Source organism: Paraburkholderia translucens (assembly GCF_020881035.1).
In the GTDB taxonomy this organism is placed as follows: domain Bacteria; phylum Pseudomonadota; class Gammaproteobacteria; order Burkholderiales; family Burkholderiaceae; genus Paraburkholderia; species Paraburkholderia translucens.
Genome location: NZ_JAJITC010000008.1, coordinates 119,143 through 134,224, shown reverse-complemented (window position 1 = coordinate 134,224; position 15,082 = coordinate 119,143). Strand labels below are relative to the sequence as shown.

Here is a 15,082-nt window from a genome sequence, read left to right as displayed (position 1 = left end):
TGAAGTCGCGAAAAAACAGGATTGTCCCATAGATGCGCGCCGCCGCGCCCACTGACGCGCGCGCGGCACCCGCGCCACGCTTATCCTGAACCGCACTTGCGCCGATAATCTGCTACAACGAATCGCAACGAACATCGACAGGAGCAGCGACGTGGCGCAAGACCCCGCAGACGGCATCTATTTCGGACTGATGTCGGGAACCAGTATGGACGGTGTGGACGGGGTGGCCGTCCGGTTTGCCAAAGGGAAGCCACCGGAGGTACTGGCCGAAGCGTTCGTCGGCTTCTCGGCCGGCATTCGCCAGGCGCTGTTCGCGCTGCAGCAGCCCGGGGACAACGAGATCGAGCGTGAGGCGCTCGCCGCCAACGCGCTTGCGGCGCGCTACACGGTGTGCTGCCACGATCTGCTGCGCGACAGCCGCGTGTCGGCCGACGACGTCCGCGCGATCGGCGTGCATGGACAGACCGTGCGGCATCGGCCCGAAATGGGCTATACGCGACAGATCAACAACCCGGCGCTGCTAGCGGAAATGTTGCACATCGACGTGGTCGCCGATTTCCGCAGCCGCGACGTCGCCTCGGGCGGCCAGGGCGCACCGCTCGTGCCCGCTTTTCACGCGACGATCTTCGGCGCGAAGAACGAAACGCGCGTCGTCTGCAATCTTGGCGGCATCAGCAACATCACGATACTGAATGCGAACGGCGCCGTGCGCGGCTTTGACTGCGGCCCGGCGAACGCGCTGCTCGACGCGTGGGCCGAGCGCCATCTCGGCAAGCCATTCGACGAAAACGGTCATTTCGCGGCGAGCGGCCAGGTGAATCACGAGCTGCTGGACGCGTTGCTCGACGAACCGTTCTTCGCCGAACAGCCGCCGAAGAGTACCGGCCGCGATCTGTTCAACACCGCATGGCTCGACGCGAAACTCAAGCCGTTCGCCGCGCTTGCGCCGGCCGACGTACAGGCGACGCTCGTCGCGCTGACCGCGGTGACGGTCGCGCGCGAAATCGAGCGTCATGCCTCCGACGCGCGCGCGGTGTATGTATGCGGCGGCGGTGCGCGCAATCCTGAGATCATGAAGGCGTTGCAACGGGCCCTCGAAGATAGCGGTGTAAGCGCCGTACCTGTCTTGACGACCGACGCGCTGGGCGTGCCGCCGAGCCAGGTCGAGCCGCTCGCGTTCGCGTGGCTCGCGATGCGTTGCATCGCGCGTCTGCCAGGCAATCTGCCGAGCGTGACCGGCGCGTCCGCGGAGCGGGTGCTGGGGGCGATTTATCCGCGCTGAGAAAGGATGGGATGAAAACAAGCGCTTATTGGCTGCCGCACGCTGCCTACGCGGCGCGAAAGCAATGAGAAACGGGGCCTCTCGGCCCCGTTTCTTTCGCTGTGACTTGACGAGCCTTTGCGCTCAGACCGAGAACGACGAGCCGCAACCGCAGGTCGTGGTCGCGTTCGGGTTCTTGATGACGAACTGCGCGCCGTTGATGTCGTCCTTGTAATCGATCTCGGCGCCGACCAGGTACTGGTAGCTCATCGAATCGATCAGTAGTTGTACACCGCTCTTGTTCATCACGGTGTCGTCTTCATTGATCGCCTCGTCAAACGTGAAGCCGTACTGGAAGCCTGAGCAGCCGCCGCCCTGCACGAACACGCGCAGCTTGAGCTCCGGGTTGCCTTCCTCATCGATCAGTTGCTTGACCTTGTCAGCCGCTGCGTCGGTAAAGACGAAGGGGGCCGGCATCTCGGTCACGGGGGTGTCGGTGACTGCGTTCATTCGAACTCTCCAAAAAGCTTTAAGCGATATTGTAGGGCTGATCCGAATATCGTGCTGAAGCCCACAAACTCAATGGGTTCTTGCTGCAAGGTCGATGCAAGGTGATTCATTGCTAATCGAGCGGGCGAGGCCGGCCCGCGAACCCAGGCGGGGCCATAAAAAAAGCCGCCTTCGCGCATGGCGTTGGCGGCTTTTTCTGCAAACCGGCGTGAAAGCCGGTTCGCGCCCGAAACGATTAACGCTTCGAGAACTGCTTGCGGCGACGTGCCTTGTGGAAGCCGACCTTCTTACGTTCGACTTCACGAGCGTCACGCGTGACGAAGCCGGCCTTCGACAGCTCCGGCTTCAGCGTTGCGTCGTAGTCCATCAGCGCGCGGGTGATGCCGTGGCGAACCGCACCGGCTTGACCCGTTTCACCGCCACCCGTGACGTTGACCTTGATGTCGAACGTGGTGCCGTGGTTCGTGAGTTCGAGCGGCTGACGCACGATCATCAGCGACGTTTCGCGCGAGAAGTAGTCGGCGATGGGCTTGCCGTTGACCACGATGTCGCCCTTGCCTGCCTTGATGAACACGCGAGCGACGGCGCTCTTGCGGCGGCCCGTGCCGTAATTCCAGTTACCGATCATGTGGGCTCCCCTTAGATCTCGAGCGCCTTCGGCTGTTGTGCCGAATGCGGATGCGTTGCGTCAGCGTAGACCTTCAGCTTCTTGATCATCGCGTAGCCGAGCGGGCCCTTCGGCAGCATGCCCTTGACCGCCTTCTCGAGCGCGCGGCCCGGGAAGCGTTCTTGCATCTTGCCGAACGTCGTTTCATAGATACCGCCCGGGTAGCCCGAGTGACGGTAGTACTTCTTGTCGGTAACCTTGTTGCCCGTGACCTTCAGCTTGCCGGCGTTGATAACGATGATGAAATCACCGGTGTCGACGTGCGGAGTGAATTCAGGCTTGTGCTTGCCGCGAAGACGGTGTGCCACTTCGCTGGCGACACGCCCGAGAACCTTATCCGTCGCGTCAATCACGTACCATTCGCGCGCCACCTCATGGGCTTTTGCGGAAAACGTCTTCATGATCGATCCAAAAAAATTGCTGCGCCCAATGTGTTTTTTCCTGCTTGTAGTGTGCGCATCGAGGCGCGTGCAGGCTCTCCCTGGTTCTTCCTCCGCGGGCGCGGATGCGGAAAAGCCCTGAATTATAAAGGAATTTGCGCTTGCAAGTCAAAACGTGCGCTGCGCTGGCCGCGAACGGCTCGAAAACGGGGCGAAACGCCGGACCGGCACGGGCGAAAAAAAACCCGAACGAGCGGTTCGGGTTTAATCCACCAAAGGAGGAGGTGGAGGAGACAGCGGAGGTTGCAGAACTGCTGCAACGATGAAGCGATTATAAGACTCGCCCTTGTGCGACGCAAGAACATTTGCATTGCGAAATACGATTTCATAATGTAAAAAACGGCCGAATGAAGCGCGTTTCGCGAAACTCCTTTTGGATCAAGCACTAAGGATTAGGGAATGATGACCGCTTCAAGCATCCACTAGAGTCAAACCCCTAAATCGCTCGCCGTCTTCGGAATCGCGCGCCCGTTCTGCATTGCAGCATGAAACCGATCAGAGGGCATAGATTCGCGGTGCGCGCAGTGTGAACCAATTGTCAGACACCGGGCTACAATGCCGACTCGATATAGCGATGCGCGGTGGGAGTCACAGCATGGAATGCAAAGTAAGCTGGATGGGGCAAGACGGGATGGCGTTCGCGGCCGAGACGGGTAGCGGCCATCTGGTCACGATGGACGGCGCGCCCGAAGGTGGCGGCCGCAATCTCGCGCCGCGTCCGATGGAGATGGTGTTGCTCGGTACCGGCGGCTGCACCGCCTACGACGTCGTGATGATCCTGAAGAAAAGCCGTCAGGAAATCGCCGGCTGCTCGGTGACGCTGAAGGCCGAGCGCGCGAGCGAAGATCCGAAGGTGTTCACGAAGATCCATTTCCACTTCACGGTGACGGGCAAGAATCTGAACCCGGCGACCGTCGAGCGCGCGATCAACCTGTCGCACGACAAGTATTGCTCGGCATCGATCATGATCGCGAAGACCGCCGAGCTCACGCATTCGTTCGACATCGTCGCGATCTGAGCGCGGTAACCATCGCGATAGCGGCCATGGCCGCCATACTTGCCCAAATAAAAAGCCGGCGTCCCAACGGACGCCGGCTTTTCTTATTCAGCGGCAAAGCAGGCCGATAAGCCGGATTCTGTGCACGCATCGCGTCCGAAGACGCGACGCGCGTGGCAGCCATTCCTCTAGGCGCGCCATTACTGACGCGCTCAAGCTTCCTACCCGCAGACGAGACGGGGGCCCCGTCCTGCATCGCGAAGATGCGCGCCTGCCTACTTGGAATTGCTCCGGGTGGAGGTTACCGTGCCGGTCTGCCTTGCGACAGCCGCGGTGCGCTCTTACCGCACCGTTTCACCCTTACCTGATCCCGGCTTGCGCCGGGCCATCGGCGGTCTGCTCTCTGTTGCCCTGTTCCGCGTGTCGCCACGGATGGCCGTTAGCCATCACCCTGCCCTGTGGAGTCCGGACTTTCCTCGCCCTCGCTGGCCGAAACCGTCGAGGCCGCGACTGCCTGGCCTGCTTTGCTGGCGCGGATTTTAACACCGATCGCCGATGCGGCCGACGCAGACCTGTCCCGCGCCTGGCGCTCGCGCCGCCCCGCGCGAAACACGGACGTGTCGTCGTAGAACGCCGGCGATTCGTTATCAGGCCACCAGCCCGGAATGCCGAGCACGGGCAACGGCGCGAACATCCGGCTGGTCAAAGCGTCGGTGCCGAGCAGCGCCGCGCTGACCGCTTCGTCGAGCCACGCGTTGCGCGCAGAGGCATCCCAGTCGAAATAGGCTGCCGGCACGTCGACGATCCAGGCATGGCCGGTGCAGCCCTTGAACGGCGCGATCAGCTTTTCCAGCAGCGCATGGCCGAAGCAACGCACTTCACAGCCGCGCCCCCACGCATCGCGCCGCGCGACGAACAGCGTCTGCCAGTCGAAGCCGCGTAGCGCAGCGCTCAGCGAAGGATCGGCGCAGGCGAACAGCAGCGCGTTTTCGTCGAAGAGGGTCAACATGTCGCGCACGCCGCCGCGCGTGGGGCCGACGCCGAGCACGTCCAGTTCCGCCGACTGGCGCGCGTTCAGCGCCGCTTTGATGCGCGGAAAGGCGAACCACATCGAGCCGTTGAAGAAGTCGTGCAGATCGTGGCGCGTCGGCACGCAACCGGTCGACGCGATATGCGCTTCATAAGCGGCACCCGCGGGCAGATCGTCCTGCGCGATAAACGTAAGACGCCGGCCGCGGCCGGTGGTTTGTTGGATCTGGGCGGCATCGGCGTTCATCGTGGCGAGCAGGTCCGCGTAGCTGGTCAGCGCCGCTTGCTGCCAACGCTGACCGCGGGCGGCGAATTGCGCAAACCACGCCTTCGACCAGTCGATTGCGGCGAAGTCCGGTGATATTGGTTCGGGTACCATGCCGCGCGCGGCTTTGGCCGCGGTTTCGTGCGCTACCGTGAAGCCCGCTTGGGCCGCCACCTCATCCGTGGCGCACTGTCCCGCCTCGAACTCCCGCATCTAGCGCTGCCTCAAACGAGACGCCAGCCAATCGACTCGCCGCCGCGCAGCGGCACGACCGGCGTATCGCCCGCCGGCAGCTCGGCCGGCAGCGTCCATTCCTCGCGACGCAGCGTGACCTTCTCCGTATTGCGCGGCAAACGGTAGAAGTCCGCACCGTGGAAGCTCGCGAAGCCTTCGAGCTTGTCGAGCGCACCGGCTTTGTCGAACGCTTCGGTGTAAAGCTCGAGCGCGTGCAGCGCGGTATAGCAGCCCGCGCATCCGCACGCATGCTCCTTCAGCCCCTTTGGATGCGGCGCGCTGTCGGTGCCGAGAAAGAAGCGCGGATTGCCGGATGTCGCCGCTTCGACCAGCGCGACGCGATGCGTCTCGCGCTTCAGCACCGGCAGGCAGTAGTAATGCGGACGGATGCCGCCCTGGAAGATCGCGTTGCGGTTGTACAGCAGATGGTGCGCGGTGATCGTCGCGCCAAGCAGTTCGGCAGCGGCGCCCGCTTCGCGGACGTAGTCGACCGCGTCCTTCGTCGTGATGTGCTCGAACACCACCTTGAGCGCCGGAAACTCGCGGCGCAGCGGCGTCATCACGCGATCGATGAAGACCTTCTCGCGATCGAAGAGATCGATGTCCGAATCCGTCACCTCGCCGTGCACCAGCAGCGGCATGCCCACTTCCTGCATCATCTCCAGCGTCTTCGCGCACTTCATCAGGTCGGTGACACCCGCGTCGGAGTTCGTCGTCGCGCCCGCCGGGTACAGCTTCACGCCGTGCACGAAGCCGCTTTCGCGCGCGCGGCGGATTTCGTCGGGCGGCGTGTTGTCGGTCAGGTACAGCGTCATCAGCGGCTCGAATTTCGCGCCCTCGGGAATCGCGGCGATGATGCGCTCGCGATACGCCCCGGCCATCGCCGTCGTCGTGACCGGCGGCTTCAGGTTCGGCATGATGATCGCGCGGCCGAACTGGCGCACGGTATCGGGCAGCACGGCCGCGAGCATCGCACCGTCGCGCACATGCAGATGCCAGTCGTCCGGGCGGACCAGCGTGATGGAATCGGGGGAAACGTTGGAAGCAGTCATGGCAGGGAAACGAGACTTCGCGCGCCTGGCTGATCGACCGGTCAAACCGCGTTGTTGCGGCCCGAACACATGTCAATTCTGCTTTTTGGCGTCTCCGGCTCGGTGATATGCTTGGAAAATCATCATTGTAACGGCTCGCTCCGTTCACAGGCTCACCGCAACATGTGCCAACTTCTCGGAATGAACTGCGCCGCGCCGACGGACGTCACGTTTTCCTTCACCGGTTTCGCGGCGCGTGGCGGCGTCACCGATCACCACGCCGACGGCTGGGGCATCGCTTTCTTCGAGGACAAGGCCTGCCGGTTGTTCATCGATCATCAATCGTCGGCCACGTCGCCGATCGCCGAGATGGTCAAGCGTTACCCGATCAAATCCAAAAACACGATCGCGCACATCCGCAAGGCGACCCAAGGGCACATCCTGCTCGAAAACTGCCACCCGTTCATGCGCGAACTGTGGGGGCGTCACTGGATCTTCGCGCATAACGGCGATCTGCAGGCCTACGCGCCGCAGCTGAACGGCGTGTACCAGCCGGTGGGCACGACCGACAGTGAACTCGCGTTCTGCGCGCTGCTGCAAGGGCTGCGCAAGGCCTTTCCGGGCACGCAGCAACCACCGCTTCACGAACTCCTGGCCGCGCTCGAAGCGCTCACGCGCGACATCACGCAATACGGCGTGTTCAATTTCCTGATGTCGAATGGCCAGGCGCTGTTCGCGCATTGCTCGACGCATCTGCATTACCTTGTGCGCCGTTGGCCGTTTTCGACCGCGCATCTGGTCGACGCCGACGTGTCGATCGATTTCGCCCAATACACGACGCCCGAAGACCGCGTCGCGGTGATCGCGACCAAGCCGCTGACCGACAACGAAGTGTGGATCTCGTTCAATCCTGGCGATCTGCTGATGTTCCAGCATGGCGAAGTGATCGGCCGCACCAACATTCCGGTGCCGGAGTCGGTGCTCGACAAGCTGCGCAATCCGGCGCTCGATGCATCGGCGTCGGCCACGACGATTGCAGCGTCGGGCGGCGCTCACGCAGCGGGTACGAGCGGGACCGCGCTTTCGCCCGACAGCGAGGCTGATCTGGAAGCCGCGGACGACGCAGCGGCGTTCGAGTCCTAAGCCGCTGCCGCCCCTGAACCCGGGCAACAAAAAGCCGCTCCGAGAAGCGGCTTTTTTTCATCCGATGCAAGCCCCGGGCCGAGGCCTGCGCGCCGAACCTCAGTGCAGAATCTTCGCGAGAAAGTCCTTCGCGCGATCCGACTTCGGATTCGCAAAGAAGTCTTCCTTGCGGTCGTCTTCGACGATCAGGCCCTTGTCCATGAAGATCACGCGATGCGCGACCTTCTTTGCAAAGCCCATTTCGTGCGTCACGCACATCATCGTCATGCCTTCCTGCGCGAGTTCGACCATCACGTCGAGCACTTCATTGATCATCTCCGGATCGAGCGCCGAAGTCGGCTCGTCGAACAGCATCGCGATCGGGTCCATCGACAGCGCGCGCGCAATCGCCACGCGCTGCTGCTGACCACCGGAAAGCTGCCCCGGATACTTGTCCGCATGCGCGCGCAGACCCACGCGATCGAGCAGCTTCAGGCCCTTCGCCGTCGCCTCGTCGTTCGAGCGGCCAAGCACCTTGATCTGCGCGAGCGTCAGGTTCTGCACGATCGACAGATGCGGGAACAGCTCGAAATGCTGAAACACCATGCCGACCTTCGAGCGCAGCTTCGACAGATTGGTTTTCTTGTCGGTCAGCGATTGGCCGTTGATGACGATCTCGCCCTTCTGAAACGGCTCGAGGCCGTTGACAGTCTTGATCAGCGTGGACTTGCCCGAACCGGACGGCCCGCACACCACGACCACTTCACCCTTTTTGACTTCCGTCGTGCAGTCGGTCAGCACCTGGAAGTGGCCATACCACTTCGAAACATTCTTGATAGAGATCATCTTGCGACCTTTTTCTGAAGACCTTTGACGAGGCTCGACGCGATCACGCAGATCACGAAATAAACCGCACCCGCGAACAGTACCATCTCGACATTCGTGCCGTCACGATCGCCAATATTCGTGGCCGTGCGGAAGAAGTCGGCGAGGCTGATCACGTAGACGAGCGACGTATCCTGAAACAGCACGATACCTTGCGTGAGCAACAGCGGCACCATCGCGCGGAATGCCTGCGGCAGGATGATCAGACGCATCGCCTGTCCATAGGTCATGCCGAGCGCGAACGACGCGTTGACCTGGCCGCGCGGCACCGCCTGAATGCCGGCGCGGATGATCTCGGAATAATACGCGGCCTCGAACAGCGAGAACGCGACCATTGCCGAGGCCAGCCGGATGTCGATGTCCGCCGACAGACCGAGCACGCTTTGCAGCACCTGCGGCACGATCAGGAAAAACCACAGCAGCACCATCACGAGCGGGATCGAACGGAAGATCGTCACGTAGCCCTGCGCGAACCATGCGAGGGGTTTGATGGGCGACAGCCGGAACATTGCGAGAATGGTGCCCCAGATGATGCCGAACACGATCGCGACCAGCGTGATCTTGAACGTGATGATGGCGCCGGTCCACAGCGTAGGCAGCGCGCCCGGAATACCGCTCCAGTCGAAATGATGCATCACTTGCCTCCGATATAGCCGGGCAGCCGGGTCTTCGCTTCGACCCAGCGCATCAGTTGCATCACGATCAGATTGATCAGCATGTACGCGAGCGTGACCGCAATGAACGACTCATACGTCTGCGCCGTATAGTCGACGAGCTGACGCGCCTGCGCGGACAGATCGAGCAGACCGATCGTCGAAGCGACCGCGGAGTTCTTGAAGATGTTCAGAAACTCCGAGGTGAGCGGCGGCACGATGATCCGGTACGCGACCGGCAGCAGCACGTAGCGATACGTCTGCCATTGGGTGAAGCCCACCGCGAGACCGGCCGCGCGCTGTCCGCGCGGCAGAGCGTTGATGCCCGAGCGCACCTGCTCGCACACGCGCGCGGCGGTGAAGAGACCGAGACACACGATCGACGAGGAGAAGAACTGCGCGCTCGGCGGCAATTGCTTGAACCAGTTGCCGATCGACACGGGCAGCAACTCCGGTATCACCAGATACCAGATGAAGAACTGCACGATCAGCGGAATGTTGCGGAAAACCGCGACGTAGACGGTGCCGATGCCCGATGCCCATTTGTTCGGCACCGTGCGCAGCACGCCGAAGAGCGAACCGACGATCAGCGCGATCACCCATGCCGACAGCGACACGGTGACCGTCACCCACAGTCCTGACAACAGCCAGCCCAGATAGGTGGTCGGCTCGCCCGTGGAGACGGGACTCAGCAGAATGCCCCAGTTCCAGTGATATGACATGACCAAGACTCCGGCAAAAAAGAAACGGAAGAAGCGCGTGGCCCCTTCCGTTCCGTTCAGCGTTACGAAAGTGTCGAAAAAGCGGTGAGCGTTTAGTCGATTGCCTTGTCGTTCGGGTTCTTGAACAGCGCGCGCATATCGTCGCTCATCGGGAAGTTCAGGTTCAGGCCCTTCGGCGGGATCGGCGATTCGAACCAGCGCTTGTAGATCTGCTCGCCTTCGCTCGAGAGCTGCACCTTCGCGATCGCGTCGTCGGCGACCTTCTTGAAGTCCGCGTCGTTCTTGCGCAACATGCAGCCGTACGCCTCACGCGATTGCGGCGTGCCGACGATCACGAAATCGCCCGGATTGCTCGACTTCGCGCGCTCGCCGGCGAGCAGCGCGTCGTCCATCATGAACGCGGCGGCGCGACCCGTCGACAGCGTCAGGAACGACTCGCCGTGATCCTTCGCGCTGATGATGTTCATGCCCATGTTCTTGTCCTGGTTCATCTTGCGAAGCAGGCGCTCGGACGTGGTGCCGGCGGTCGTCACGACCGTCTTGCCCTTCAGGTCCGGGAAGTCCTTGATGCCGGAGTCTTTCTTCGTCATGAGGCGCGTGCCGATCACGAAGATCGTATTCGTGAAGGCGGCCTGCTGCTGGCGCTCGAGGTTATTCGTGGTGGAACCGCACTCGATGTCGACCGTGCCGTTCTGCACCAGCGGAATGCGGTTTTGCGACGTGACCGGCACGAGCTTGACCTTCAGATTCGGCATGTTCAGCTTCTGCTTGACGGCCTCGACGATCTTCATCGCGTAATCCTGCGAGTAGCCGATCACGTTCTGCTTGTCGTCGTAATACGAGAACGGAATCGACGATTCGCGGTGGCCCAGCGTGATGACGCCCGTGTCCTTGATCTTTTTCAGCGTGCCCGAATCTTGCGCGTGCGCGCCAACGGTAAACAATCCCAGAGTGGCGAGCAGCAGCGCAGCTTTTTTAATCTTCATCTTGATCTCCTATGCAAGAACGGGCGCCAGTGTAGCAAAGTAATTTTTCTGAAAGTAATACTATTGATTTTGCTGTTGCGCGCACGCCGCGAAGAGTCCGCAGCGCCGTCGCACAGCCTTTTCGCGCACATGCGAAGGCGGACGGCATCGATAGATGTCGTCCGCCGGTAAAACACGCCGTCTCGTGGACCGCGCTGATGCTCAAAGTCGGGGCGGTTGCGCCTACCGGCCCGCAAGCCGGGCCGCGTAACCGCCGTCTCAAACAGAGTAGAACACGGTCGATCAGGGATACAAGCCGCGCATCTCGCGCGCTTGCAGAATCCGCTTACACGCGACGATAAACGCCGCCGTGCGCACCGACACGTTCTGCTCGCTCGACACCTGCCAAACCGCCGCGAACGCTTCGCGCATTACGCGCTCGAGCCGCTCGTTGATCTCGTCCTCGGTCCAGAAGAAGCTCGAGAAGTCCTGCACCCATTCGAAGTACGAAACGGTCACACCGCCCGCGTTCGCGACCACGTCCGGAATCACGAGGATGCCGCGATCGTGCAGGATGTCGTCGGCCGCCGTGGTGGTCGGGCCGTTCGCGCCCTCGACGATGATCTTCGTCCTGATCTTGCCGGCGTTCTTTTCGGTGATCTGATTTTCCAGCGCCGCCGGAATCAGGATGTCCGACTCGACCATCCAGAACTCATCGCTCGCGATCGCGTCGGCCTCAGCGAAACCGGCGACGCCGCCCGTCTTCGCGACGTGATCGAGCAGCGCGACCGCGTCGATGCCGGTGGACTTGTACACCGAGCCGGTGTGGTCCTGCACCGCGACGACTCTCGCGCCCGCTTCCTGGAACAGCCGCGCGGCGATCCCGCCGACGTTGCCGAAGCCCTGCACCGCGATGCGCGCGCCTTCGATGTCGAAGCCGATGCGTCGCGCCGCTTCGCAGCCGACCACGAACACGCCGCGGCCGGTCGCCTCGCGACGCCCGAGCGAGCCGCCGAGCGTAATCGGCTTGCCGGTCACGACGCCGGTGGCGGTCTGGCCCTGGTTCATCGAGTACGTGTCCATCATCCACGCCATGATCTGCTCGTTCGTGTTCACGTCCGGCGCGGGGATGTCGGTGTTCGGTCCGATGATGATGCCGATTTCGCTCGTGTAGCGGCGCGTCACACGCTCCAGCTCACCACGCGACAGCGTGCGCGGATCGACGCGGATGCCGCCCTTCGCGCCGCCGTACGGCACGTTCACCGCCGCGTTCTTCACCGACATCCACGCGGACAGCGCCATTACTTCGGATAGCGTAACGTCCTGGTGATAACGCACGCCGCCCTTGCCCGGGCCGCGCGACACGTTGTGCTGAACGCGATAGCCCTCGAAGTGCGCGACCGTGCCGTTATCGAGCTCGATGGGCACATCCACGATGAGAATGCGCTTTGGGCGCTTCAGGGTTTCGAGCCAGCGGGACAGCGAACCAAGATACGGCGCGACGCGGTCGACCTGACGCAGGTAATTGCCCCAGGGGCCGAGGTTGTCGCTGTTGAGATACGAGGGAATGGACTGCAACGTTGAAGCGGATTGCGCGGCTTGTTGCTGGATTGACATGAACGCTCCGGCGTTTGATCGAGTACGGGCATTGTGGAAAAACGCTGTATCGAAATCCAATGCCGTTTCCTTATCCTGTTATGTTTTTTTTGCATAACGTTCGGAAAGCCGCAAATTCGCGTCGTCGCGACGCAGGTTCAAGCCCGAGTTTCGTGCCGCGTTTCATGCCGCGTTTTATGCACTCCCCTGCCTGAGTTCTTCCGACACCACGTCCCATAACTGCCGCACGAGGATCTGACGCGCGTCGTCGCTTTTCGCGGCGAGCTTGTCGCGATACAGGCGAATCTCCATGGTGAGCGTCAGTTGTCCTTCAGGCGTGCCGCGCGTCGCGCGATCGAGGCGGATCAGGCGGCCTTCGGCCACCGCGTCTTCGACCGCGCTATGCGGCAGAAACGCGACGCCGTGGCCGGCGAGCGCCATTGCCTTGAGCCCCTCGGCCATGTCGGTTTCGTAGAGGCGGTCCAGATACAGGCGCTGCGGCGCGTTCGCGAGAATCACCTCGGTCATGCGCCCGAGGTACGCGTTCGGCGTGTACGAGAGATAGGGCGCGGGGGCATCGGAGGAGCCCGGCAGCGTGTAACGCGGACGGCCCGCACGGGCCGGCGCCGAGAATGGGCTGATCGGCTCATGGCCGAGCGTCAGCATGTCGTAGCGGGCCGGATCGAGCGCGACCGGATGGCTCGGGTGGTGATAGCCCATCATCAGATCGCAACCGCCTTCCACCAGCGACAGCGCCGCGTCGTGCACGTTCAGCGCGCGCAGTCGGGTGTGGATCGGGCCCATCTGCGCCTCGATACGCTGCAGCCAGCGCGGGAAGTACGTGAGCGACAGCGTGTGCGGCACTGCGAATTCGATCGTCGCCTGCGGTGTGGCCGTGTGGCCGCGCAGCAGCGCGCGCGCCTCGTGGAACTGCGACAGCATCGCGAGTGCCTGCTCGTTGAACACCTGGCCGGCCGCCGTCAGGCGCGTCGGATAAACCGAGCGGTCGATCAGTTCCGTGCCGAGCCACGCTTCGAGCGCCTGGATGCGTCGCGAGAAAGCCGGCTGCGTAACGTGGCGCAATTCGGCCGAGCGGCTGAAACTACGCGTTTCCGCGAGCGAAATGAAGTCTTCGAGCCATTTCAGTTCCATGCGATTGCGCTTGCCGGCGGGAGGAAAGAAGTCTGCATTCTAGCGGCGCGGGCAGCGGCTGACGCAACCGGGCAGGCCCATCACGTCACAGTGGTAAAATTCCCGATTCCCTGCGTTTCCGATCCGCTCGCTGAGCGCTCAACCGCCTCAACCCGGTCCTCATCATGTCCGACACCCGCCCCGACACCCTGTTCGCGCTGAATGCGCTCTCCCCGCTCGACGGCCGCTATGCCGCGAAAACCGAAGCCCTGCGCGACTGGCTCTCGGAAGCCGCCTTCATGCGCAATCGCGTGACGGTCGAAATCCACTGGCTGATCGCGCTGTCGCGCGCCGGTTTCGCCGAGGTGCCGCGCTTCTCCGCAGCGTCCGAGCAGTTCTTGCTGCAACTGGCCGAGCGCTTCACCGCACACGACGCCGCACGCATCAAGGAAATCGAGCGCGTGACGAACCACGACGTGAAGGCTGTCGAGTACTGGCTGAAGGAATCGGTCAAGGGTCAGGAAGAACTGGAGCGCGCGAGCGAGTTCATCCACTTCGCCTGCACGTCGGAAGACATCAACAACACCTCGCACGGCCTGATGCTCGCCGGTGCGCGCGAACACGTGATCCTGCCGGCGCTGCGCTCGGTGCATCAACGCCTCGTCGCGCTCGCGCACGCCCAGGCCGCGCAGCCGATGCTGTCGCGCACGCACGGTCAGCCGGCCAGCCCGACCACGCTCGGCAAGGAAATCGCCAACGTCGCCGCGCGCCTCGCCCGTGCGATCGAGCGTATCGCAAAGGTCGAACTGCTCGGCAAGATGAACGGCGCGGTCGGCAACTTCAATGCGCACCTGTCCGCGTATCCTGAGTTCGACTGGGAAGCGTTCTCGAAGGACGTCGTCGAGAACCGCCTGAAGCTCACGTTCAATCCGTACACGATCCAGATCGAGCCGCACGACTACATGGCCGAGCTGTTCGATGCGATCTCGCGCGCGAACACGATCCTGCTGGATCTGGACCGCGACGTGTGGGGCTACATCTCGCTCGGTTACTTCAAGCAGCGCACGAAAGCCGGCGAAATCGGCTCGTCGACGATGCCGCACAAGGTCAACCCGATCGACTTCGAAAACTCCGAGGGCAACCTCGGTCTCGCCAACGCAACGCTGCGTCATCTCGCCGACAAGCTGCCGGTGTCGCGCTGGCAGCGCGACCTGACCGACTCGACCGTGCTGCGCAACATCGGCGTCGCGTTCGGGTACTCGCTGCTCGCGTACGACTCGCTGATCCGCGGTCTCGACAAGCTCGAAGTGAACGCGCAGCGTCTGAACGAAGATCTCGACAATTGCTGGGAAGTGCTGGCCGAGCCGGTGCAGACCGTGATGCGCCGTTACGGCATCGAGAATCCGTACGAGCAGCTGAAAGAACTCACGCGCGGCAAAGGCATCACGCGCGAGGCGCTGCAAAGCTTCATCGGCGCTCTGGCAATTCCGCAGGACGCGAAAGAGCGTCTCCTCGCGATGACGCCAGGCTCGTACATCGGCAAGGCCGTCGAGCTGGCGAAGCGGATCGGCTGA

At 62.6% G+C, this 15,082-nt stretch carries 16 protein-coding genes, 1 other RNA gene and 1 pseudogene; 6 read left to right on the top strand and 12 right to left on the bottom strand.

What is annotated here, in order from left to right:
- Nucleotides 1–151: 151 nt before the first annotated feature.
- Entirely contained in the window at nucleotides 152–1,282 is a 1,131-nt protein-coding gene (locus tag LJ655_RS16730) for an anhydro-N-acetylmuramic acid kinase (protein WP_230562360.1), read from the top strand.
- A gap of 123 nt (nucleotides 1,283–1,405) precedes the next feature.
- Here the strand turns inward: LJ655_RS16730 and erpA are convergent, their stop codons facing one another.
- The 3 genes from erpA to rplM all read right to left on the bottom strand — a co-directional run bounded on the left by erpA (nucleotide 1,406) and on the right by rplM (nucleotide 2,839).
- Nucleotides 1,406–1,771 carry an iron-sulfur cluster insertion protein ErpA gene (erpA, locus tag LJ655_RS16725; protein ID WP_013090506.1) on the bottom strand — a complete coding sequence of 122 codons (366 nt, stop codon included), beginning with the start codon at nucleotides 1,769–1,771 and terminating at the stop codon, nucleotides 1,406–1,408.
- 235 nt (nucleotides 1,772–2,006) lie between these two features.
- Nucleotides 2,007–2,399: a 30S ribosomal protein S9 gene (rpsI, locus tag LJ655_RS16720; protein WP_008919630.1), complete on the bottom strand. Its 393-nt coding sequence runs from the start codon at nucleotides 2,397–2,399 to the stop codon at nucleotides 2,007–2,009.
- A gap of 11 nt (nucleotides 2,400–2,410) precedes the next feature.
- Complete coding sequence (rplM, locus tag LJ655_RS16715; RefSeq protein ID WP_008919631.1) at nucleotides 2,411–2,839, bottom strand: 50S ribosomal protein L13; 429 nt, start codon at nucleotides 2,837–2,839, stop codon at nucleotides 2,411–2,413.
- A 140-nt stretch (nucleotides 2,840–2,979) separates the two neighbouring features.
- On the opposite strand from rplM, the gene LJ655_RS16710 reads away from it, so the two are divergent.
- Nucleotides 2,980–3,144: a hypothetical protein gene (locus tag LJ655_RS16710; protein ID WP_230562359.1), complete on the top strand. Its 165-nt coding sequence runs from the start codon at nucleotides 2,980–2,982 to the stop codon at nucleotides 3,142–3,144.
- 329 nt (nucleotides 3,145–3,473) lie between these two features.
- Nucleotides 3,474–3,896: an OsmC family protein gene (locus LJ655_RS16705; protein ID WP_230562358.1), complete on the top strand. Its 423-nt coding sequence runs from the start codon at nucleotides 3,474–3,476 to the stop codon at nucleotides 3,894–3,896.
- 91 nt (nucleotides 3,897–3,987) lie between these two features.
- Here the strand turns inward: LJ655_RS16705 and rnpB are convergent.
- Both rnpB and LJ655_RS30370 read right to left on the bottom strand, forming a co-directional pair.
- An RNA gene (rnpB, locus tag LJ655_RS16700) (RNase P RNA component class A) lies at nucleotides 3,988–4,401 on the bottom strand.
- Nucleotides 4,402–4,530: 129 nt separating this feature from the next.
- A pseudogene (locus tag LJ655_RS30370) lies at nucleotides 4,531–5,046 on the bottom strand (DUF3025 domain-containing protein); the annotation flags it as partial.
- On the opposite strand from LJ655_RS30370, the gene LJ655_RS30365 reads away from it, so the two are divergent.
- The gene (locus LJ655_RS30365; protein ID WP_230562357.1) at nucleotides 5,005–5,265 is read left to right on the top strand and encodes a hypothetical protein; all 261 of its coding nucleotides are present in this window, start codon (nucleotides 5,005–5,007) and stop codon (nucleotides 5,263–5,265) included. The pseudogene LJ655_RS30370 and the gene LJ655_RS30365 overlap by 42 nt on opposite strands.
- Nucleotides 5,266–5,393: 128 nt before the next feature.
- Here LJ655_RS30365 and pyrC read toward each other — a convergent pair whose 3' ends face one another.
- Entirely contained in the window at nucleotides 5,394–6,455 is a 1,062-nt protein-coding gene (pyrC, locus tag LJ655_RS16685; protein ID WP_230562356.1) for a dihydroorotase, read from the bottom strand.
- A 162-nt stretch (nucleotides 6,456–6,617) separates the two neighbouring features.
- Here pyrC and LJ655_RS16680 point away from each other — a divergent pair, with 162 nt between their 5' ends.
- A complete protein-coding gene (locus LJ655_RS16680; RefSeq protein WP_230562355.1) occupies nucleotides 6,618–7,577 on the top strand; it encodes a class II glutamine amidotransferase in 960 nt (319 codons plus the stop codon).
- A 99-nt stretch (nucleotides 7,578–7,676) separates the two neighbouring features.
- On the opposite strand, the gene LJ655_RS16675 is transcribed toward LJ655_RS16680, so the two are convergent.
- The 6 genes from LJ655_RS16675 to LJ655_RS16650 form a co-directional block, all read right to left on the bottom strand.
- Nucleotides 7,677–8,402 carry an amino acid ABC transporter ATP-binding protein gene (locus LJ655_RS16675; protein WP_013090513.1) on the bottom strand — a complete coding sequence of 242 codons (726 nt, stop codon included), beginning with the start codon at nucleotides 8,400–8,402 and terminating at the stop codon, nucleotides 7,677–7,679.
- Nucleotides 8,399–9,076: a glutamate/aspartate ABC transporter permease GltK gene (gene gltK, locus LJ655_RS16670; RefSeq protein ID WP_230562354.1), complete on the bottom strand. Its 678-nt coding sequence runs from the start codon at nucleotides 9,074–9,076 to the stop codon at nucleotides 8,399–8,401. The genes LJ655_RS16675 and gltK overlap by 4 nt, the downstream gene beginning before the upstream one ends.
- Complete coding sequence (locus LJ655_RS16665; RefSeq protein WP_230562353.1) at nucleotides 9,076–9,816, bottom strand: amino acid ABC transporter permease; 741 nt, start codon at nucleotides 9,814–9,816, stop codon at nucleotides 9,076–9,078. The genes gltK and LJ655_RS16665 overlap by 1 nt, the downstream gene beginning before the upstream one ends.
- A 92-nt stretch (nucleotides 9,817–9,908) precedes the next feature.
- Nucleotides 9,909–10,802, bottom strand: a complete 894-nt coding sequence (locus LJ655_RS16660) for a glutamate/aspartate ABC transporter substrate-binding protein (protein ID WP_230562352.1) — start codon at nucleotides 10,800–10,802, stop codon at nucleotides 9,909–9,911.
- A 282-nt stretch (nucleotides 10,803–11,084) separates the two neighbouring features.
- Nucleotides 11,085–12,398, bottom strand: coding sequence for a Glu/Leu/Phe/Val family dehydrogenase (locus tag LJ655_RS16655; RefSeq protein WP_230562351.1), 1,314 nt, complete (start codon nucleotides 12,396–12,398; stop codon nucleotides 11,085–11,087).
- Nucleotides 12,399–12,572: 174 nt separating this feature from the next.
- Entirely contained in the window at nucleotides 12,573–13,529 is a 957-nt protein-coding gene (locus tag LJ655_RS16650; protein ID WP_230562350.1) for a LysR family transcriptional regulator, read from the bottom strand.
- 164 nt (nucleotides 13,530–13,693) lie between these two features.
- Between LJ655_RS16650 and purB the strand changes: the two genes are divergently transcribed.
- A complete protein-coding gene (gene purB / locus LJ655_RS16645; protein WP_230562349.1) occupies nucleotides 13,694–15,082 on the top strand; it encodes an adenylosuccinate lyase in 1,389 nt (462 codons plus the stop codon).

What these genes read in the sequence shown, in the direction of transcription:
- gltK (WP_230562354.1), bottom strand. Translation starts at nt 9,076, where the DNA reads ATGCATCATTTCGACTGGAGCGGTATTCCGGGCGCGCTGCCTACGCTG.
- erpA (WP_013090506.1), bottom strand. Translation starts at nt 1,771, where the DNA reads ATGAACGCAGTCACCGACACCCCCGTGACCGAGATGCCGGCCCCCTTC.
- pyrC (WP_230562356.1), bottom strand. Translation starts at nt 6,455, where the DNA reads ATGACTGCTTCCAACGTTTCCCCCGATTCCATCACGCTGGTCCGCCCG.
- rplM (WP_008919631.1), bottom strand. Translation starts at nt 2,839, where the DNA reads ATGAAGACGTTTTCCGCAAAAGCCCATGAGGTGGCGCGCGAATGGTAC.
- LJ655_RS16705 (WP_230562358.1), top strand. Translation starts at nt 3,474, where the DNA reads ATGGAATGCAAAGTAAGCTGGATGGGGCAAGACGGGATGGCGTTCGCG.
- purB (WP_230562349.1), top strand. Translation starts at nt 13,694, where the DNA reads ATGTCCGACACCCGCCCCGACACCCTGTTCGCGCTGAATGCGCTCTCC.
- LJ655_RS16655 (WP_230562351.1), bottom strand. Translation starts at nt 12,398, where the DNA reads ATGTCAATCCAGCAACAAGCCGCGCAATCCGCTTCAACGTTGCAGTCC.
- rpsI (WP_008919630.1), bottom strand. Translation starts at nt 2,399, where the DNA reads ATGATCGGTAACTGGAATTACGGCACGGGCCGCCGCAAGAGCGCCGTC.
- LJ655_RS16650 (WP_230562350.1), bottom strand. Translation starts at nt 13,529, where the DNA reads ATGGAACTGAAATGGCTCGAAGACTTCATTTCGCTCGCGGAAACGCGT.
- LJ655_RS16665 (WP_230562353.1), bottom strand. Translation starts at nt 9,816, where the DNA reads ATGTCATATCACTGGAACTGGGGCATTCTGCTGAGTCCCGTCTCCACG.
- LJ655_RS16680 (WP_230562355.1), top strand. Translation starts at nt 6,618, where the DNA reads ATGTGCCAACTTCTCGGAATGAACTGCGCCGCGCCGACGGACGTCACG.
- LJ655_RS16660 (WP_230562352.1), bottom strand. Translation starts at nt 10,802, where the DNA reads ATGAAGATTAAAAAAGCTGCGCTGCTGCTCGCCACTCTGGGATTGTTT.
- LJ655_RS16675 (WP_013090513.1), bottom strand. Translation starts at nt 8,402, where the DNA reads ATGATCTCTATCAAGAATGTTTCGAAGTGGTATGGCCACTTCCAGGTG.